18 protein-coding genes and 1 other annotated feature are annotated in these 20,513 nt (G+C 50.1%); all 18 genes read left to right on the top strand.

Annotated elements, in window-relative coordinates:
* Positions 1–147 precede the first annotated feature (147 nt).
* The 18 genes from SLIP_RS12105 (at position 148) to SLIP_RS07380 (ending at position 20,489) form a co-directional block, all read left to right on the top strand.
* Positions 148–2,994 carry a glycosyltransferase gene (locus tag SLIP_RS12105; protein WP_013175671.1) on the top strand — a complete coding sequence of 949 codons (2,847 nt, stop codon included), beginning with the start codon at positions 148–150 and terminating at the stop codon, positions 2,992–2,994.
* A 131-nt stretch (positions 2,995–3,125) separates the two neighbouring features.
* A complete protein-coding gene (locus SLIP_RS07460; RefSeq protein ID WP_013175670.1) occupies positions 3,126–3,650 on the top strand; it encodes a MarR family winged helix-turn-helix transcriptional regulator in 525 nt (174 codons plus the stop codon).
* Positions 3,628–4,452: an ABC transporter ATP-binding protein gene (locus SLIP_RS07455; protein WP_013175669.1), complete on the top strand. Its 825-nt coding sequence runs from the start codon at positions 3,628–3,630 to the stop codon at positions 4,450–4,452. Before SLIP_RS07460 ends, SLIP_RS07455 begins: the two co-directional genes overlap by 23 nt.
* A complete protein-coding gene (locus SLIP_RS07450) occupies positions 4,409–5,248 on the top strand; it encodes an ABC transporter permease (RefSeq protein ID WP_013175668.1) in 840 nt (279 codons plus the stop codon). Before SLIP_RS07455 ends, SLIP_RS07450 begins: the two co-directional genes overlap by 44 nt.
* Positions 5,249–5,368: 120 nt before the next feature.
* Positions 5,369–6,139 carry a polysaccharide deacetylase family protein gene (locus SLIP_RS07445; RefSeq protein WP_013175667.1) on the top strand — a complete coding sequence of 257 codons (771 nt, stop codon included), beginning with the start codon at positions 5,369–5,371 and terminating at the stop codon, positions 6,137–6,139.
* Positions 6,140–6,314: 175 nt separating this feature from the next.
* Entirely contained in the window at positions 6,315–7,238 is a 924-nt protein-coding gene (gene ytxC, locus SLIP_RS07440) for a putative sporulation protein YtxC (protein ID WP_013175666.1), read from the top strand.
* Positions 7,239–7,618: 380 nt separating this feature from the next.
* On the top strand, positions 7,619–8,047 hold the full coding sequence (locus SLIP_RS07435) for an NfeD family protein (RefSeq protein ID WP_013175665.1): 429 nt from the start codon (positions 7,619–7,621) through the stop codon (positions 8,045–8,047).
* Between the two features lie 47 nt (positions 8,048–8,094).
* A complete protein-coding gene (locus SLIP_RS07430; RefSeq protein WP_013175664.1) occupies positions 8,095–9,033 on the top strand; it encodes an SPFH domain-containing protein in 939 nt (312 codons plus the stop codon).
* A gap of 143 nt (positions 9,034–9,176) precedes the next feature.
* Complete coding sequence (thrS, locus tag SLIP_RS07425; RefSeq protein ID WP_013175663.1) at positions 9,177–11,087, top strand: threonine--tRNA ligase; 1,911 nt, start codon at positions 9,177–9,179, stop codon at positions 11,085–11,087.
* 236 nt (positions 11,088–11,323) lie between these two features.
* Positions 11,324–11,848, top strand: a complete 525-nt coding sequence (infC, locus tag SLIP_RS07420; RefSeq protein WP_148216543.1) for a translation initiation factor IF-3 — start codon at positions 11,324–11,326, stop codon at positions 11,846–11,848.
* A gap of 24 nt (positions 11,849–11,872) precedes the next feature.
* On the top strand, positions 11,873–12,070 hold the full coding sequence (gene rpmI / locus SLIP_RS07415; RefSeq protein ID WP_013175661.1) for a 50S ribosomal protein L35: 198 nt from the start codon (positions 11,873–11,875) through the stop codon (positions 12,068–12,070).
* A gap of 14 nt (positions 12,071–12,084) precedes the next feature.
* Positions 12,085–12,438 carry a 50S ribosomal protein L20 gene (rplT, locus tag SLIP_RS07410; RefSeq protein WP_013175660.1) on the top strand — a complete coding sequence of 118 codons (354 nt, stop codon included), beginning with the start codon at positions 12,085–12,087 and terminating at the stop codon, positions 12,436–12,438.
* Between the two features lie 90 nt (positions 12,439–12,528).
* Entirely contained in the window at positions 12,529–13,878 is a 1,350-nt protein-coding gene (locus SLIP_RS07405) for a TrkH family potassium uptake protein (protein ID WP_013175659.1), read from the top strand.
* Positions 13,879–13,889: 11 nt separating this feature from the next.
* Positions 13,890–14,543 carry a potassium channel family protein gene (locus SLIP_RS07400; RefSeq protein ID WP_013175658.1) on the top strand — a complete coding sequence of 218 codons (654 nt, stop codon included), beginning with the start codon at positions 13,890–13,892 and terminating at the stop codon, positions 14,541–14,543.
* A gap of 13 nt (positions 14,544–14,556) precedes the next feature.
* Entirely contained in the window at positions 14,557–15,354 is a 798-nt protein-coding gene (locus SLIP_RS07395) for a TrmH family RNA methyltransferase (protein WP_013175657.1), read from the top strand.
* Between the two features lie 158 nt (positions 15,355–15,512).
* Positions 15,513–15,733 (top strand) — a binding site (T-box leader).
* A 47-nt stretch (positions 15,734–15,780) separates the two neighbouring features.
* Positions 15,781–16,803 carry a phenylalanine--tRNA ligase subunit alpha gene (gene pheS, locus SLIP_RS07390; RefSeq protein WP_013175656.1) on the top strand — a complete coding sequence of 341 codons (1,023 nt, stop codon included), beginning with the start codon at positions 15,781–15,783 and terminating at the stop codon, positions 16,801–16,803.
* Positions 16,804–16,833: 30 nt separating this feature from the next.
* Positions 16,834–18,888, top strand: coding sequence for a phenylalanine--tRNA ligase subunit beta (gene pheT / locus SLIP_RS07385; RefSeq protein WP_013175655.1), 2,055 nt, complete (start codon positions 16,834–16,836; stop codon positions 18,886–18,888).
* A gap of 251 nt (positions 18,889–19,139) precedes the next feature.
* Complete coding sequence (locus SLIP_RS07380; protein WP_013175654.1) at positions 19,140–20,489, top strand: sensor histidine kinase; 1,350 nt, start codon at positions 19,140–19,142, stop codon at positions 20,487–20,489.
* The last annotated feature ends 24 nt before the right edge of the window (positions 20,490–20,513 follow it).

Here is a 20,513-nt window from a genome sequence, read left to right as displayed (position 1 = left end):
GGGAGTTGATATTGATCCTCGTCAAACAGACCCTGAGGAAAAGCAACCGGTCGATACACGAGACTAGCTTCAAAGGACATTTGAGGAGGTAGTAAAGCCGCTTTTTCTATCGTCTCCTACGAAGACACGGTTCAGGCGGAAATCCTTATGAGAGATTTGTGCAGACAACTGGTTCGCTTCAGCATTACCGGGGTAGTCAACACCTTCATCGATTTCGGGCTGTTCAATATTTTGGTTTTTTTCACCGGCGCACGCAGTGGTTGGCAGGTCGGTCTGATAAACATCGTGGCTGTTGGTGCTGCGGCCGCCAACAGCTATTTCATGAACCGACGCTGGACCTTTCAAACCAGGGGGAAGCATGCGCCTAAAGAGATAGTTCGGTTTATACCGGCCACTATTGTCGGTATGCTCATCAATAGTGCGGTGGTCAGCGGTATTTCCGCGCTGGTATATTGGATACCTCTTCCTGTGTACATCGTGCTCAACGCCGGCAAGTTGCTGGGAACCGTGTTCTCCGCGACATGGAACTTCGCGGCCTATCGGCTGTGGGTTTTTGTTTCTACTGAGACTGATGAAGCAGACGGTACAGTGCGACTGGCTCCAGAAGTAATGCCTGGCCTGGTCAGCATTGTGATCCCCGCTTATAATGAGAAATCACGCTTGCCAGGACGCTTGAAGCGCTTGGCTGAATTAGCACCGCGGCGTTTTCCGGTGGAGATTATTGTTGTAAACGACGGCAGCACAGATAATACCAGGGATTTGGCCGAGATGTTGGCCCTGGAGTACCCGATAATCAGGTGCATCAGCCACCCGCGTAATCTGGGCAAGGGAGCGGCAGTAAGGACCGGAGTTTTGGCTTCTCGAGGAGAGTATGTGGTTTATACTGACGCGGACGAGACGTTCTCCGTCGAACACATTGAACAGATAGTGACGGCCTTACGAGAAGGGCACCAAGTAGCTGCAGGCTGTCGTAATGCCGGACGTGGCAAGCGGTTAAGAAATGAAAAAGCTCTGCGCCACCTAATGGGACGCGCTTTCAATCTGCTGGTTCAGGCTTTGGTTCTGCCGGGAATAAGGGATTCGCAGTGCGGTTTGAAAGGCTTTACTCAGGCAACAGCCCGCGAGGTGTTTGGGCGTCAACGAGTGAACAGGTTTGCCTTTGATGTGGAGGTTTTGGCGCTGGTGCGGGCACTGAATTTCGACCTGGTGTTAGTTCCGGTTACAGCAGTGGACTGTGAGGGATCAAGCGTAAACCGTCTGCTGGCACCACTGCAAATGACCTGGGATGTCTTTAGGGTCCGGCTAGCTCTAGAGATGAACGTGTACGGGTTACCCGACAGAGGCAACTGCCTTACGGAGCTGTTGATTGCGGTGATGTTGTTCGCAACCGCCCTGGCGGTGCGCTTGCCTTGGTTGTGGCAGGTTCCGCGGTATATAGATGAACTGAAAGAGGTAAATTTGGCATACGCTATATACCGGGGCCAGATTCTGCCGTTGCACAATGTGGCTCACGATATTGGAGCCATGCATAACTACGTCCTGGCAGGACTTTTTAAGCTGTTTGGCCCTAACATATACCTTCCCCGTTTATACGTCGCAGTAACTGGGGCTTTAACTGTGGTCGTTGTTTACTTTCTAGGGAAAAGAATGTTTGACCGGTATACAGGCATTTTAGCAGCTGCACTTTTACTGACCAACGGAATGCACATGCTGGTTACGCATATGGCTTGGGCCAACAGCACCACTCCATTTTTCTTTTCCCTGGCTCTGCTGGCAACGCTGAAGGCTAAAGACGAAAAGAACGGTAAGTGGTTGCTGGCAGCCGCGCTTTTGTGGGCCGCCACTCTGCAAACCCATTCCTCGGCGATTATTTATGTTTTAGCAGCAGCTGTCTATGTATTTTCCCCTGCCTTTCGCCGCAAAACCCAACTAACCGCGCGATGGTACGCGGCTGCAGTGGTGGTTTTTATAGCTGGCTATGCCAACATGATTTATTACAACATTATTTCGCGTGGCGGCAGCATTACTTGGCTTTCCCACAAAGGTTATGCCTTGGAACATCATCCGGGACTGCATTCATTCCTGGTTAACCTTACCCAGCTCTTGGTCGAATTGATGCGAGCCGTAAGTTCGACGTATGCTAGTCACAACCATCTGTGGGAATATCTACAAAACCCCTTACTGGTGTTGGCATCTGTGTTGCTTCTGGCCGGATGCTGTTTTGCTTACCGCCAAGGAGAGCGATTGCTGCTGAGTATGCTGCTTTCAGGGATACTCGTCATTCCTTGGATAAATCATCGCTACACCTTCTATCTGGCTACGCGCTATATTATGCCGGAAGTTATCTGCGCTGTGGTGCTAATATCGCTGGGCTTGGTAACCGGTGCCTTTTTCGTAAGGCAGAAACTGAAGGATGTAGTTGTTAACACGAAAACAATCGCGGCACCGGTAACAGCCGTTTTGTTATTGGTGATAGGCTGTCAGGTCATACCATTTTATACTTACTGCCGGCGTTTGGATTCCACTAACCTGTCAAATCGCGCGGCCTTGAAGGTGATGTCCATCGTGGACGAGGAAGCTGGGAGCAACAGCGTGGTATTGCTTGACCAGCGGTTGCCTTTAGAAAATCAGCCATTACCGTACCTGCTTACTTTGAGCCATCAAAGTTATGTGTTGGTTTCGGACAAGAGCGGGAGAGAAGCAGCTCAGGTAAGGGTGACTTGGGTGAAAACGGTAGGCCGTTATTCCCGCAGAAAGCTGATTGCGGTCCTAAGCCAGCAAACATACAGTGAGATTAAGAACTACATACCGGAGGGAAGAACATATTCTGTCAAGTCTCGAATGATATTTCCTCGGGTTGTGGCTGCGCCCCGGGTTATCTACGTGGTAGAAATACGCAATGCAGATGCGCCAAAAGGGGGCAACGAATCTTCTTCTCCTAAATTGACGGAGGCGAAACCGCCACCTGCTGCTCGGCTTCAACCCGACAGTTAAGCGGTTTTCTCCAGTTCCGGTTTGCTAGTTCAAAGAAACCCCCTGTACCGGGTTCGGCGCATTTTTCTGTAACCTACCAGCTTGACAGCGGACTAATAATTTGGTTTCCTAAATATACGGGAGGCTAAATAATGAGCGAATCATTTGACAAGGTTCAGGAACTACAGCAGATACTGTGGCGGGTATTTCAGAGGATCAACCTGTACACCAGGAAGTTTCTTTCCGAGCAGGGGCTTACTATGGCCCGGTTTATTGTTCTTCAAGACGTAAACGAAAATCACCCTACAACCATGGGGGACATCCAAAAGCGATTAGGAATGGCTCCGGCCACGCTGACCGGTTTGGTGGATGGCCTCGTGGAAGCTGGGCTGATAAACCGCTGGCGGAAAGAATCGGACCGGCGCTCGGTGTACCTTGCTCCCAACCCAAAAGGGCAAGAACTGTGCAGGCAGGTTTTCGAGTACCGAGCCTTCATCTTAAGAGAAGCAGTTGCTCAAGGCGACAGCCTAAACCTGGATGCCTTGAATGAGAATCTTATGGCTCTGTTGAATGGGCTGAATGTTATTATAAGGACCAAAGGAAAATGCCGAGACGGGGCAGACCTGGAAGGGCCTTGCTGCGGGAGGGATAGGCTTGGTAAAAAACGGCGAGGATAGCGGCGCATACACTCTGCGGGTAGAAGGCTTGAGCAGGGTGTTTGGAACCAAGGTGGCGGTCGATGGGGTTTCTTTTTCGGCGAAGGAAGGGGAGATTTTCGGGGTAGTAGGACCTAACGGTGCGGGCAAGACTACTACTGTCCGGATGCTCACGACCCTTTTGCCTCCTACTTCTGGTGTTGCCTGGATTATGGGCTTTAACATTGTTACCGAACCTAGCCTAGCCCGTAGATACATCGGTTACGTGCCCCAGGCTGTCTCGGTCGACGGGTATCTTACCGGCTACGAAAATCTGATGATCTTCGCCAAGCTTTCTGGGGTCCCCAGAAAGTGCCGCAAAGAGAGAATAGACGAGATTTTGCAGTTCCTCGGTCTTCAGGACGCGGCCCACCAGCTGGTTCGCTACTATTCAGGCGGTATGGTGCGTCGGCTTGAAATCGGGCAAGCCCTGCTTACGCGGCCGAACCTGTTGTTTCTCGATGAACCTACCGTAGGGCTGGATCCCGTTGCCCGGCGCTCAGTCTGGGATATGCTTAAAGGCATCCGTACCGGCCAGTCGCTCAGTATACTGATAACTACCCACTATATGGAGGAAGCCGAATCACTATGCGACCGGGTTGGGATAATGAACCAGGGCAAACTGGTGACGGTGGGGAGTCCCGAGGAGCTGAAACGCGCTACCGGCAGGACAGATGCAACTCTAGAGGACGCATTTCGCTTTTTCACTCAAGAGAGTTATGACGAAGGAGGAAGTTTTCGTGAACTGCGGCGAACCCGACGCTTTGCCCGGCGTCTCGGCTGAATACCGACCCGATTTACCATCCCCCATGACCCTGGTGCTGGACTGGTTGCGTGGGGTAACCACGGTAGCAGAGATGGAGCTCTTAAAGATCAGGCATGATCCGACTGAACTATTGGTGCGATCCGTGCAGCCCTTGTTGTGGCTTTTGATTTTCGGGCAAGCCTTTGGGAAGTTCGGTGTTCTTTCTAATCGATACGTTTCCTACCAGGTCTTCATAACTCCTGGGATTTTGGCCCAATCCATGATGTTCACGTCCATTTTCTTCGGTATCTCTATTATCTGGGAGCGTGACTTGGGACTGATGCAGAAGTTTCTCGTGCTGCCGCTTCCCAGGAGCTGCTTTGTGGTAGGAAAGGCGTTGGGCGCAGGCATAAGATCCTTGGTTCAGGCGTTCTTGATAGCCTTATTGACATTACTGGCCGGTATTCACTTGAACTGGGGCTTGCTCCAGGTTGTGGGGGTATTAATAACCATTGTAATGGGGGCCATGTTTTTCTCCTGTTTTTCCATGAGCATGGCTGCTTTGCTGAAAACAAGAGAACGATTCATGGGAGTGGGGCAGCTATTTACCATGCCGTTTTTCTTTACATCAAATGCCCTTTATCCACTGGACATTATGCCGCACTGGCTTCAATTGATTGCCAGAGTAAATCCTTTGACGTACGTGGTGGAACTGCTACGCTCGTTTCTGGTCACGGGTAATCCGGTAGTATTGAGGTGCTTCGGTATACTGGTTCTAGATGTGCTGGTTATTGCCACCATTAGCGCCTGGCTTTATCCCAAGGCCGTTTATTAAACGCGTCTACTGTTTGGTGTTTCCAGATAGGGAGTACGGTTACGCCCGGTTTGGTGGGGATAGGAATAGGGCAAAGAAAGTCACAAGCATGAAACACGAGTCAAAATAGGAGTGTTTTTTGTGAGCAAGACGAGCCAGGTCATATTACAGGTGATTGTTACCTTGGCTGCGATGATCACAACCGGGGTCTGGCTGAAGGAGAACATATGGGCCTATCCCGCCGACAACATCTATTCCGGGCAAAACCTGTTCGTTCTCAGGTACTGGTTCGACTCTCGGGTGATACATCACGTTCACACCAAGGAAAAGTTGGTAGCTTTAACCTTCGATGACGGGCCGGATCCTCGCTATACTCCTCAAGTGTTAGACATATTAAAACAACACCGCGTACACGCTACTTTTTTTGTGGTAGGCGAGTCGGTCCAAAGGCATCCTGATATAGTAAAGAGGGAGTTACAAGAGGGACATGAGATAGAGAATCACAGCTATACTCACCCGGATTTGGGTAAAAAGAACGGGGCGGAGATATTGAAGGAGCTGGAGACTACCCAGAAAGTCATCGAAATTACGGCTGGAAGCGCTCCCCGATACTTCCGGCCACCCCGAGGCTTATTCAATACCCAGGTTGTGGAAATTGCGCAGAGGCTGGGGATGAAAACCGTTCTATGGGACATAGGAGTGGAACACCGCGCTTTTAGGGATCCCAGGGACATGGCCTATAGGGTAGTAGGGAAGGCTCATCCTGGAATAATCATTCTTGCCCACGATGGCCGGCTTGACCGGAGTTTGACAGTAAAGGCTTTGCCTATACTGATAAATGAATACCAAAAAATGGGTTACAGGTTTGTAACTTTAACCGAGCTTTTAGCTTCTGCCGAGACATCACCGTGATAGACAATACAACTATAAAGACCCCTCAAAGGCACACCTTTCATGCAGTCTGGAGACAGAGACCTGTTGTGTTCAGTCGTACCTTCTCAGGTAGTTTTTTCTGGGGTTGGCGTGTTCGTATAGGAGGATTGGCCCTCACATATAATTAGAGTATCAACTGCAGGGAGGGCTAGCGATGACTTACAGGATGCGAATAGCCAGTAGTATAGCAATTAATAGTCTTGAACGAGAATTGCACCATAATTTCAACTGGCTTAAAGAAAGGGGTTGTTCGATAGAGACCAGGTACGAGCAGCAGGACAGGTATCACTGTTTGCTGGTGACCCTGCATTATCCACGGAAAGGGGTTTTATTTCGAGAAGAGGACTTCGTGTACATTTTTAAGTACCAGTTGGCTGAGATTGTGGCGGAACATATCATCAGTTTGTGGGAAGAAGAGTTGGTTAAACGCAGGCTGGACAAAACGTACCGAGGCCTTTTGCCGGAAGAAAGGTCGTTGATTCTGGAAAAGGCCCTTAGTTTCATGAGATGTTGCGATGACAGCGAGAGCCTGAGTCTTTTGATGCGGTTTGGCCGTAAGAGCAGGATAGCTCACCGGGTCCTTGATCACCTCTTAGAGCATGACATGCTCATTTTGGACGGTTTTGTAAGCTTTTACTTAAGGGATTACTTGAAGGAAATACAGTTTGCAGTTGACTTGGCATGGGAGGAAGTGAACAACGAGAAGAAATATAACGAATTTGTCAAGTTACTGCGCTATTTTGTCGACTCGCAGCCATCCCGCGTGCTGGAAGTAAATTTAATGATGACAGGTGCGGGGGGGTTCTCGATGTGGGATGAAAGTGGAAATTCCTTAGACGAAACCTATGTGCGGGGATGTCTGGAGGAAATATTCACTGACGATATAAGCACTGACGACGTGTTGGTGAGCGTGTTGATAACGTTAGCACCCCGCCGGGTTGTCTTGCATGGAAGCAGTGGAAAGCTGCCTTGCAATGAGTCGATAAAGATCATAAAGAAGGTCTTCAAGGAGAAAATCGTTACCTGTACCGGATGCGATCGTTGCCGCGAAAGCTTGATCAAGAAAGGCGACGTTTAAGTTTTTGTTCCGAAAATGTAACCACAGATGCACACTGATGTTCGCGGATGAACACTAACATACCATGTAGCCATAATGGACCTTAGCATTACTGCTATATCTGGTCGTGACATCAGTAGTGTCGTGGCAATTTGGCTGTCTTTTCCTGCCGTTCAAACATCTTCTTTTGTCGCTTTCCTATGTCACTTTCCTAGGTTTTGGTTACGGATGTTGTCTGTAATTCCGACATTTTCCCAACGTTTATAAAGGATTTGTACGACCTAAAGGCGAATATCCTGTTAGATGTTGTGCGAAGGTAGGTCTACGAGAAGGGTCGGGAACAACTGCTTGCACTGAAATCAGCGATGTCACTTCAACTTCACGGGAGAGGAGGAATAGGCGTGAGCCATGTGGTCTGGATGGTCATAGCTTTGGCGTGTGGAATCGTCGAAATACTAACAGTCGGGTTTTGGTTCTTGTGGCTGGCTTTGGCTGCGCTTTTGGTGGCTTTGTTCACCTGGGTTGGCCTGACTAAATCGCTGGCGGCACAGCTGGCCGTTTTCGCAGGATTTACCGTCTTTTTTACGGTTTTCACCAGGCCTTTGGCGATGAAGTTTTTTGAAACCAGGGACGTGAGGAGTAACGTGGATTCGCTTATCGGCAAACGAGCGGTTGTCATCAAAGCTATCTCTCCGCGAGAAACGGGTCAGGTCAAGGTCTACGGCGACGTGTGGACGGCTGTAGCCGACCAGGACATTCCTGAAGGTGTGCCTGTAATTATTCGTTCGGTGGAAGGAGTCAAGGTAAGGGTCCAACCCGCAGACCAGTAAGCTCCTTTGAGGAAGGTTTGTTAGGCAAAAAACCGGAGGTGAAAGGAATGGAAGTTATTTCCTGGATTCTACTAATATTTGTTCTGGTCATCCTGTTCAGGTCGATCAAGATCATCAGACAGTCGACGGTAGGGATCATCGAAAGACTGGGGAAGTTTCATGGTAAGGCCGAACAAGGCATAAATATCGTGATACCCTTTATTGACCGGTTCCGGGCCATCGTAGACCTGCGCGAACAGGTCGTGGATTTTCCTCCCCAACCGGTGATAACCCGAGACAATGTGACTATGCAGATTGACACGGTGGTGTACTATCAAGTTACCGACCCATTTCGCTATGTGTATGAGATTGCAAACCCGATAGCGGCTATCGAGAATTTGACGGCTACTACCCTCCGCAACATCGTGGGCGAGTTGGAATTAGACCATACCCTCACTTCACGGGACATCGTGAATACGAAGTTGCGTCAGGTATTGGACGAAGCAACCGACAAATGGGGGATTAAGGTCAACCGGGTTGAGCTGAAAAACATTCTGCCTCCGGCCGACATACAGCAGGCGATGGAGAAACAGATGCGGGCGGAGCGCGAAAAAAGGGAAGCTATCTTAAGGGCTGAAGGGCAAAAGACTGCGGCTATCCTTACCGCGGAAGGGGAAAAACAGGCAACCATCCTCCAGGCTGAAGCCAAGAGAGAAGCTGCTATTCGGGAAGCGGAGGGAATCAAGGAATCTACGATTCTAAAGGCTGAAGGGGAAGCCCAGGCTATTCTGAAGGTTCAGCAGGCCTTCGCTGACAGCTTGAAAATGATTAAAGAAGCGGGGGCGGACGAGAAGGTTCTCGCTTTGAAATCTCTGGAGACCTTGAAAGAACTCGGTTACGGTAATGCTACCAAGATCATCATTCCTAGCGAGCTTTCAGGGCTGGGTGGGGTTTTTGCGGCTTTAAAGGAAACCGTGAGCAAAGATTGCGGTCCTTCCTCAGCCTAAACTACTCGTGAACCACTCGCGGTCGGTTGCGGCACCAGCCAAAGTCTGCTATATTCATTAACAACGTTCAGGACATCCATGTCCTACGCGGACTAGCAGCGGTTCACGTTGTCGAGGTTATTGTTATGGGAGGCGACCAGTCGATGTTGAGGATCACGCTCGGGGATGGAAAGGTTAGAGATTACCCGGAAGGAACGACTTTTGCTCAAGTGGTTCAGGACCTAGGTGGAAGGTTGATGAGTGAGGCTCTGGCCGTTCGGTTTAACGGGAAACTGATGGACCTCGCTGCCCCTATACCTGCGGACGGGAGGCTGGAGATACTGACTTTTGAGGATGAGGACGGGCGGGAAGTATACCGCCACTCGAGTGCTCACGTTATGGCCCAGGCGGTGAAGCGGTTGTTTCCCGGCACGCGACTGGCGATAGGCCCGGCTATAGACAAGGGTTTTTATTACGATTTTGATCCGGAACAGCCGTTTACTCCTGAGGATTTTGATCGTATTGAGCAAGAGATGCAGAGTATTATCTCCGCCGATTACCCGATCGTGAGAAAGGAAATTTCCCGTGAAGAAGCGCTCGAGCTTTTCTCTGGTTTGGGTGAAACGTATAAGGTGGAACTGATCGAGGGACTGGCAGAAGGGGAGACCATCAGCGTTTACCAGCAGGGAGAGTTTATCGACCTCTGCGCCGGCCCTCACCTGATGTCCACCGGCAAGATCAAAGCCTTCAAGCTGATGAGTTTGGCTGGGGCTTACTGGCGCGGGGATGAACGGAACAAGATGCTGCAGAGGATCTACGCCACCTCTTTTCCTAAGAAATCTATGCTCGATGATTACCTGTATAAATTAGAAGAAGCCAAGAAGCGGGACCATCGCCGTTTAGGGCGAGAGCTAGGTCTATTCGTGGTTCTGGATGAAGGGCCGGGGTTCCCTTTCTTCTTACCCAAGGGAATGATAATCAGGAATGAACTGGAGAATTTCTGGAGACAGGAACATGTTAAGGCCGGCTACCAGGAGATCAAAACCCCGATAATCCTCAACCGTTCTTTGTGGGAGAAATCCGGACACTGGGAGCACTACCGCGAAAACATGTACTTTACCACCATCGACGAAGAAGATTACGCGGTAAAGCCCATGAACTGTCCGGGGGGGATACTGGTTTACAAACAGAACCTACACAGTTACCGGGAGTTGCCTATACGTCTGGGCGAATTAGGCTTGGTACACCGTCACGAGAAATCAGGGGTACTGCACGGGTTGATGAGGGTCAGGGCTTTTACCCAAGACGACGCCCATATTTTCATGCTACCTTCGCAGATAACCCAAGAAATCAAAGGCGTCATCGACATGGTTGATCATTTTTACCGTCTGTTTGGCTTCAGCTACCATGTTGAGCTGTCGACCAAACCGGAGAAGGCGATGGGATCCGACGAAATCTGGGAAAAGGCGACCGGCGCGTTGCGGCAGGCATTGGAAGAGAAGGGGATGGAGTACAAGATCAATGAGGGCGACGGCGCTTTCTACGGCCCCAAGATCGATTTTCACCTGCGGGACTCGTTAGACCGGACCTGGCAGTGTGGGACCATCCAGCTTGATTTTCTTATGCCGGAGAAATTCGACCTAACCTATGTCGGTGAAGACGGTGAAAAACACCGCCCGGTTATGATACACCGGGTTATTTACGGCAGCTTGGAAAGGTTCATCGGAATACTTACCGAGCACTTCGGTGGCGCCTTTCCTACTTGGCTGGCTCCGGTGCAGGTACGCATAATTCCGATAACCGAGCGGCATCACGGGTACGCTGTGGAACTGGAAGCCGGTTTCCGGGAAGCTGGGCTCAGGGTAGAGAGCGATCTCAGGAGCGAGAAGGTGGGTTACAAGATTCGGGAAGGGCAATTGCAGCGTATACCGTACCTCTTGGTAGTGGGAGACAAGGAGACGGAAAACAAGACGGTCTCGGTTCGCAAGCGCAAGGAGGGTGACCTCGGGGCGCAACCGGTTGCCGAGTTCTTGAATCGGATAAAGAAAGAGATCGCAGGAAAAGTAGTAGGGTAGAAAAGAGGCAAGGGAGCTATTGACAAGGCGGTTGCAAGAAGGTAGACTAGTATCTGGCAATGAGCATAGTTGTTTCTAAGTAGAAGCTCCGCTTCTCACCTTATGGCGATCAGGGTGCTTATAAGGTACTGGGTTAGTAGATGCTAGGTGCTGGGCAAAACTGTTTTGCGCCACGGGGAGACATGATTGAGCGGGCTAAGCGGGCCCGCTTGTAGTTTTCAGGAGGTGAATTTCTTATTAGCAAGGACTGGCGAATCAATGAGGAAATCCGGGCTCGAGAGGTTAGGTTGATCGATGAAAACGGGGAACAGATCGGTATAGTACCGGTGAAAGAAGCATTACAGAGAGCAATTGAGAAAAACCTTGATCTAGTAGAAGTCGCACCTGGGGCCAAGCCGCCGGTTTGTCGTTTGATGGACTTTGGAAAGTTCAGGTATGAGCAGAGTAAACGGGATAAGGAAGCGCGTAAAAAGCAAAAAGTAATAACGGTCAAGGAAGTTAAGATGCGTCCGAAAATCGATCATCACGATTTCCTCGTCAAAGCTAAAAATGCCAGGCGGTTTTTGCAGAATGGAGATAAAGTTAAAGTAACGATAATGTTCCGGGGTCGGGAAATCTCGCATGCCCAGCTAGGACAAGAATTATGTATGAGGTTTGCGGAAGAACTGTCTTCTTTGGCCTCGATTGAACGCGAGCCCAGGGTTGAAGGCAAGAACATGATAATGATACTTACTCCCCGTAATGACACGGTTAATGCTTGATTACGCAAAGGAGGATACTGGACGATGCCCAAAATGAAAACACACCGGGGTGCAGCCAAGCGTTTCAGAAAGACTGGATCAGGTAGGATTAAGAGAGCCAAGGCTTTTCATAGCCATTTGCTGGGAGGGAAAACTTCCAAGAGGAAGAGGAATCTGCGCAAGTCAACTCTGGTCAGCAAAAGTGATACCAAAAGGATTGCCAACCTGATTCCTTATAAATAGAGGAGGTACGGATTATGCCAAGGGTAAAAGGTGGAGTCACTACCCACAGAAGACATAAGAAGATTCTCAAGCTAGCCAAAGGGTACCGCGGTGCCAAGTCCAAGCTGTTCAGGGTAGCGAAGCAACAGGTGATGAAGTCGGGCAATTACGCATACATTCACCGCCGGCTGAAGAAGAGGGATTTTCGCAAGCTCTGGATAGCACGCATCAACGCAGCTGCCCGGAATAACGGTATATCCTATAGCAGGATGATGTTTGGCTTGAAAGTGGCAGGAGTTGGAATTAACCGGAAGGTACTGGCCGACCTGGCTGTAAACGATCCGGACGCGTTTTCGGAACTGGCAGCTTTGGCCAAGAAGAACCTTTAGTACAGGGTAGGCTAGGAACATACAACGGCGATTTCATAGAAAAGCGTGGTATATAGATACCATGCTTTTTTTAAGCAAGGTGAGAGTTGAGTGTTGGTTAAGAACAATGGCGTTTGGAAGTTATCTCCGGCCAAGCTTGTGGTTCTCGGATTTGCGGCCGTGATCTTCGTAGGCTCTGTTCTCTTAACCTTACCGGCGGCCGTGGCGGGGGCACGGGACAACTCTTATGTCGATGCTCTGTTCACAGCGACTTCGGCCGTGTGTGTTACCGGGCTGGTCGTCGTAGATACAGGGACTTTTTACTCCCGTTTTGGACAAGTAATTATACTCTTGCTGATTCAAGTGGGCGGTTTGGGTATAGTAACGGTTGCCAGCATATACGCCTTTCTTCTGCGCAAACGTATAGGCCTTAGGGAACGCCTGGTTATGAAGGAAGCGCTTAATGTGGAGAGCCTAGGGGGTATAGTCCGTTTAGTCAGGGCCATTTTGTTAATGACTTTTCTTATCGAGGGCGTCGGCGCTTTGTTACTTACTCTTACTCTGTGGAACTATTTTGGTTTTGGCAAGGCCTTATATTACGGGGTGTTCCACGCTGTTTCCGCTTTCTGTAACGCGGGGTTCGATTTGTTCGGGCGGGAGTTTTATCAGTACTGTAGCTTGATTCCGTTTCGTCATGACTGGCGGGTGTTAGGCATAATAGGCAGCATGATTCTTCTGGGAGGATTAGGATTTCCAGTCCTGGTTGATCTGCGGAGGCAGAGACGTTTTAAGACTTTGAGCCTGCACAGCAAGGTTGTGCTCATAACTACCGGCTTGCTAATAATACTAGGTTGTTTCTTGTTTTGGGGAATTGAACGTGACGGCGTCTTGCAGGGAACAGGGGTATTCAAATCAATGGTAAACTCGTTGTTCATGAGTATTACCCCTAGGACCGCTGGCTATACCAGTGTTGATGTTGCCAAACTGGAACCGTCTACTCTTTTGGTATTGACAGTCTTAATGTTTATCGGGGCTTCGCCCGTCAGTACCGGCGGTGGTATAAAGACCGCGACCATGGCGGTGCTGGTTATGGCGGTGTATTCCCGGTTACGGGGGAGGTTTGATACAGAAGCTTTCGGGCGCCGTATCGACAGCGAGATAGTCTACCGGGCTTTAACCGTAGCTGTACTTTCAGCATTGTTGGTTGGAATTGGGATTATTGTTCTAAGCCTGGTTTGTCAGGTAGACATTATGAAACTTATATTTGAAGCGGTTTCTGCTTTCGGTACAGTAGGGCTTTCTACCGGTATAACCCCTCAGCTGAACACCGGATCCAAGGTAATACTAATTGTTCTGATGTTTGCCGGCAGGCTGGGGCCCTTGACCTTGGCATTTAGCCTACTGCAGCAAGAAAGGAAAGAAACCGCGAGATACCCGCGCGGCAACGTGATTATAGGTTAGGGGGTAAGGTTTTGGGTAAGAGACAATTTGCCGTTATCGGTCTCGGTAGGTTCGGTACGAGCGTGGCCCTCACGCTTGCGGAAATGGGCTTCGAAGTTATGGGAATAGACAGAAACGAAGAACTGGTAGAAAACGTTAAAGACTATATCACCTATGCAGTGTGTGCTGACGTTCATGAGGAAAAAGTGCTGGAGTCCTTAGGAATTAGGAATTTTGACGTGGTTATAGTAGCCATAGGCGATGACCTTCAGGCTAGCATTCTTATTACCCTGATTTTGAAAGAGATGGGGATCGAGCACGTTGTCGTAAAGGCTGTCAATGACATTCACGGCAAAGTTTTAGAGAAGGTGGGGGCGGACAAGGTGGTATTTCCAGAAAGAGACATGGGGATGCGTCTTGCTCACTACCTGGCTCGGGCTAATATCTTAGACTTTATTGAGATCTCTGAGGAATACAGCCTCATCGAAGCCAAGGTTCCGGCCAAAATGGTGGATAAGACCCTGCGGGAAATCGACCTGCGGTCGAAATACGGAGTCAGCGTTTTAGCTATCAAGAGGGGACATCAAGTAATAGTTTCTCCTCCCGCCGACCAGCGATTGAGTGCCAGCGACGTTCTTATTTTGGTGGGCGGGAACCGCGAGTTGGACCGGTTTTCCAGGATGTGAATAGGCAGTGGACATGATAACTTCGCGGCGTAACGCGCTCATCAAGTACGCGTCTCGATTATTAGAACGCAAAGCTAGGGACAGAGAGGGAAAGTTCCTGGTTGAAGGGGTACGCATGGTAAGAGAGGCCATGAAAAGGCCGGAACTGGTTGAGTATGTACTGGTTGCTTGTGATGTAACTGGTGAAATGGAGGAAGAGTTCTGGCGAGATGCCGCCTCGGTTTATAGAATTAGACCGGAATTGGTAAAGGAAATAACCGACACTGAAAACCCGTCCGGAATCGTGGCTGTTTGTCGCAAGCCAGTTTGGGACTGGGAAAGCATTCCCGAGTCGGACGGATTAATCTTGATTGTCGATAACCTTAGGGATCCCGGCAACTTGGGTACTATCCTGCGTACAGCCTGGGCAGCCGGGGTGGATGCGGTTTTTCTTTTAAAGGGCACGGTTGATATGTATAATCCTAAAGTAATACGGTCCAGCATGGGAGCGGTGTTTCATTTCCCCGTTTTTGAAAGGGTTGGGAACGATGAAGTTAGAGAGCTTTGCCACCGGGGGTATCGCCTAGTAGTAGCCGACCCGAAGGCATCGTTGGTATTCACCGACGCCGATTATTATGGGAATGTGGCGGTAGTTATAGGTGGCGAAACAGCCGGGATCAGCGCGGTTTTTGAAGAGTTGCCGGCATCGAGGGTAAGGATTCCTCTCCGTGAGGGCGTGGACTCGCTCAACGCGGCCGTTGCCTGCGGCATAATTCTTTATGAAGCCTGGAGCCAGCGCCACCTTGTACGCGAAAATACCAGTATGATATAATTAGACTCAAATCTACCGTCAGGTGTAAGAAAGGTTGGGCTGATATGCTCAAACCCGCTGATTTATTTTGGAAACTTTTTGAGAACTCGGGGCTTGTCATTTACTACCTGTGGTATAAAATGTATTCTTACCAATAAAGTTCAACCGATTGTAACAGTTTAATGGCTATGAACAGGAGTAGTAACCGGCCAGGAACCTTACAGGGAGGCTGCACCGGCGACTGGAAGTGCGGCCAGGGAAAGGCCGGCGAATTCGCCTGGGAGCCGGGGGCTGAACTGGCAGTAGGCCAACCTCGGGGGCCCACCGTTATCGGGCTAGAGAGAGCAGCGGCACGAGCTGCTAAGTAGGGTGGTACCGCGGAAATACATCCGTCCCTTAGGGACGGATTTTTCGTTTTAGAAGCTATTGACAAGGGAGGTAGCGGTTTTGAGAGAAAGGCTGGAAGATCTAAGACGAGAAGCAGAGGAGGCTATTGCCGGCGCTTCGAGTCTAAACGAAGTAAAGGAGGTCAGGGTGAGGTTTCTCGGGCGCAAAGGGGAAATAACCCAGGTTTTGCGGGGGATCAAGGACTTACCGGAGGCCGAGCGGGTGACGGTGGGAAAGATTGCTAATGAGCTGAAACTTCGCTTGGAAACTTTGTTAGAAGACAAGCTGGAACAATTGAAACAGGCGGAAGAAAAGCTTCGGTTATACAGGGAATGCATTGATGTGACGTTACCTGGAATCCCGGTAAACGCCGGGAGCAAACACCCTCTTACCCAAATTCTGGAAGATATTGAGGAAGTATTCACTACCATGGGATTTGAGATAGCGGAAGGGCCGGAAATAGAGCTAGACTACTATAATTTTGAGGCTTTGAACATTCCTCCCGACCATCCGGCTCGTGACATGCAGGATTCTTTCTATGTCACGGATCAAGTGCTCCTCAGAACTCACACCTCGCCGGTGCAGGTGCGCACGATGGAGCGGAAGAGACCGGCGCTTCCGGTGCGTATTATCGCTCCGGGGACGGTTTACCGTCGTGACGACGATGCTACCCATTCCCCGATGTTTCACCAGGTCGAAGGACTAGTCATAGACCGAGGGATAACGTTTGCGGATCTTAAAGGCACCTTGATGTTGTTTGCCCGTCAGTTATTTGGTGAGGACCGCAAGGTAAGATTCCGTCCCAGCTTTTTTCCTTTTACCGAGCCGAGTGCGGAAATGGACATTTCCTGTGGAAGCTGTGGGGGCGAGGGGTGCCGTGTTTGTTCGGGAACCGGCTGGTTAGAAATACTGGGCGCGGGGATGGTACATCCGAAGGTGTTATCCATGTCCGGATATGACCCGGAAGAAGCGACCGGCTTTGCGTTTGGGTTGGGCATCGAGAGGATTGCCATGCTAAAGTTTGGGATCAGAGACTTGCGATTGTTTTTTGACAATGACGTGCGTTTTCTCAAACAGTTTTAGGTAGTACAGGGATAAGGGGGACATTTGACTGTGAAAGTACCATTGGAGTGGTTAAGGGAATATGTGAATATCCAGGCTGGGGTGGAAGAACTGGCGGAATGCCTTACTATGAGCGGCATAGCCGTGGAAGGTTGGGAAGAGGTCGAAGGGGACGCAGTGCTGACCTTGGAATTAACTCCCAACAGAGGAGACTGTTACGGTATGATCAACGTAGCCCGGGAGGTGGCTGCGGTTTTCGGGTGCCAGATCCGGTTGCCGCAGGTTAGTTTGAAAGAAAGCCCGGCAAAGGTTGAGGAACATGCGAGAGTCGATATCCAGGATGAAGACCTGTGCCCCAGGTACGCAGCGCGGGTAGTGAGCAACGTAGATATCAAGCCCTCACCGTCCTGGATGCAGAGGAGATTGATACAAGCAGGCATCAGGCCCATAAACAACATCGTGGATATTACTAATTATGTGATGCTGGAGACCAACCAGCCGTTACACGCTTTCGATTATGACCTCCTGGCGGGGGGGCGCATTATCGTCAGGAGGGCTTGCCCCGGCGAACAGCTGGTAACCCTGGATGGGGTTCTGCGAACGTTGGACCGGGACATGCTGGTTATCGCCGATGCTGATAAAGCGGTGGCTCTGGCAGGCATCATGGGGGGACAGGAGACTGAAGTCACTGAGAAAACCACCACGATTCTGTTGGAGTCCGCTAATTTTTCGGCCCCCAGTATTAGAAAGACTTCGCGCCGGCTAGGGCTGCGGACCGAGGCCTCTATTCGCTTTGAGAAAGGAGCGGATGCAGAAGGGGTAGTCTGGGCAGTTGACAGGGCGGCACAGTTGATAGAGGTGTTGGGAGCAGGAGAGGTTTTGCGTGGAGTATGCGATGTGTATCCAGGTAAGACTGAACAGCGAGCCATCAGGCTGAGGCCAGCAAGAGTCAACCACCTGCTCGGAACGGAGCTTAGCCGAGATCAGATTAAGGGTTATTTGGCCAGGTTAGGTTTTTCTATCACGGCGGAGAATGGTGTTTTGGTGGTAGAAGTGCCTTCTTATCGTCCCGATCTTCAGGTCGAAGCTGACCTAATCGAAGAGATTGCGCGGTTACATGGGTACAACAACATTCCTTCAACTCTTCCCCAGGGCGCGATTACCCAGGGTATTCGGACTCCTTTTCAGCGATTCAAGGACGCGACGATCGAGGTTTTATCGCGCTACCTCTGCCAGGTAATGAACTACAGCTTTATAAATCCGGGTTGGTTTGACCTCATGAGATTGGACGAGCGGCATTACTGGCGGAATACGGTAAAGCTTGCCAACCCGTTGTCAGAGGAGCAGTCGGTTATGAGGACGACTTTGATCCCTGGTATGCTGGATACCGTCCGGCGTAATCTGTTCCGCCAAAACGAAGACCTGGCCCTGTTCGAGGTGGGAACGGTATTTATTCCCCGGCCAGGGAGCCTTCCTATCGAAGAATTGAAGGTTTGCGCGGCAACAACCGGCAAGACGGAAATGCACTGGTCAGGGATGCGCCTAGATATGGATTATTTCTTCCTGAAGGGCATTGCCGACAGGTTCCTGTTTCTTATGGGTGTCAATGGTTGTAGTTATGAAGGCGTGTCCGACCATCCCAGCTTTCATCCTGGTCGCACGGCGAAGGTCGTAAAAGGCCAAGCCGAATTAGGGATTATAGGAGAAATTCACCCCGAGGTGTTGTCAAACTACGATATAAAACGGCGGGTCTGCGTTTTCGAATTCGACCTGAAGGCTATTTTCGAGTTAGCTGAAAGCCGAAAGATGACTGACGACATTACCCGGTTCCCGGCGGTACAACGGGACCTGGCTTTGTTGATACCGGAACAGACGCCTGCAGCAACCGTTACCTCCATGATAAAATCAGCGGGCGGCGAGCTTTTGCGGCAGGCTGTTTTGTTCGATGTGTATCAGGGGCCACAGGTACCGGAGGGGTATAAAAGTCTGGGGTACAGCCTTGTTTTTCAGTCGTATGAAAGGACCCTGCAGGAGGAAGAAATAAACCTTCTCATTGACGGTATCTTAAGAAAAGTAGAGCACCGCGCGGGAGGTAAACTCCGGTAAAGCGTTACCAAAAGTGCCAGGGGGCGCAGGAGGACTTCGGGCGGGCTCGCCGAATTAGTGAGTCTACGCCGGTTAAAGGCCATACCGAGTCCGGGCTGTTCGAGTCTTAAAAGGGGCGAGAAGCCCTATTTTTTCGGCTTATTTTTGCCAAGGGTTTTGATATTTTTAGGCCAGACACGAAGGAATCGGCACAGCCCCGTAGTAATACTACTAGTATAAAAAAGGTGAAAAAGTTCCGGAGGATGTTTGAGATGGACCAGCTTCCGCTCTGTGTAACGGTTCTTTATTCCATTCCCGAAAGCTTCTTAGTCTGCTGGTTAGGGTTAAGCCTGGTGAATGAACGCCGTTGCTTATGGAGGCTAGGCTTGGTAGCCGTGTTAGCAGCTTTTTTTTCGTTCATAGCGCGAGGATTGTCACTACCCTATGGATTTCACAGTCTCTTTCACCTAGCGTTTTTAGTATTAGCAGTTACTTTATTGTTACAGACATCCTTTTGGAACAGCCTGCTGGCAGTCCTTTTTGGTTTTATGTTTCTGGCGTTGGTAGAAACGATCAATGTTCCGCTTTTTTGTTGGGTTGTCGGCCTTGACCTCGAGAATATTCTCCGGCATCCGTGGCTGAGAGTAGGCATGGGTTTCCCGCAGCTCCTGATCTTAGGCCTAATGGTTTGGGCTGTGAACCGTTTTGACCTCAGGTTAATTAACCGTAAGCCTGTTGGGAAGGATATGGTTCAAGCTACTGAATGGGAGCACCGGAGGACGTTTCTCTTCTATTCGTTGGTAGCTATTCTGGCTCTCCAGGTGATACTTGTCACTTTTATCAGGTGCCGGGAATACCTGATACGGGTATTTCCGCTCCTACCCGCCTGCGTATTTGAAGACGCCATAATACTGCTGCTGGTACTGGTTGTATTCATTTCATTAAAGATTGTTCTGAGGCTTCTTCGCCTCACCGAAGAACTCGCTCAGTATCAATGTGAAGTTGAGAGCCTGAGAAATGTGGGAGAGTTGTTTGCCAGTATGCGGGCTCAGAGGCATGACTTTTTAAACCATGTTCAGACTCTATACGGGATGCTGCAGTTGAGATGTTTTCAGGATGCTCAAGACTACATTCGAGAAGTATTCCAGGAAACGGTGGCATTGAACAATGTGGTAGTGACTGGTAACCCAAGTTTGGCAGCTCTTCTCCATGTCAAGGCGGGTGCGGCAGCTGCCCGGGGAATCGAGTTTCAGGTATCAGTAGAGTGCGAAGTGGGCGGTTTGCAGATCCCCTCACACGAATTGAGCCGCATACTGGGCAACCTAATCGATAACGCTTTCGATGCTGCGGAAATGGAAGAACCGTCGCGGAGGAAAGTTTCCATGTCTGTACGGAAGGAGCAAGAAAGCCTTGTATTCGACATCGAGAATTGCGGGTTCCTGGATCCGAAGGTCAAGGAACTCATTTTTTACCGGGGGTTCAGTACGAAAAAGGGGGAACACATGGGTATGGGTCTGAGCATCGTTCAAGAGCTACTCCAGAAGTACGGGGGAACTGTAACCATCGACGATACGGGACACGGGTCAGTATTAAGCCAGGTTTCTATTCCCTACTCGAGATGACACGTTTTCCACCTGTCTCTTGCT

This window comes from Syntrophothermus lipocalidus DSM 12680, from assembly GCF_000092405.1.
Classification (GTDB): Bacteria; Bacillota; Syntrophomonadia; order Syntrophomonadales; family Syntrophothermaceae; genus Syntrophothermus; species Syntrophothermus lipocalidus.
Note: the sequence above shows the minus strand (reverse complement) of the source record. Positions and strands in the feature narration are given on the sequence as shown.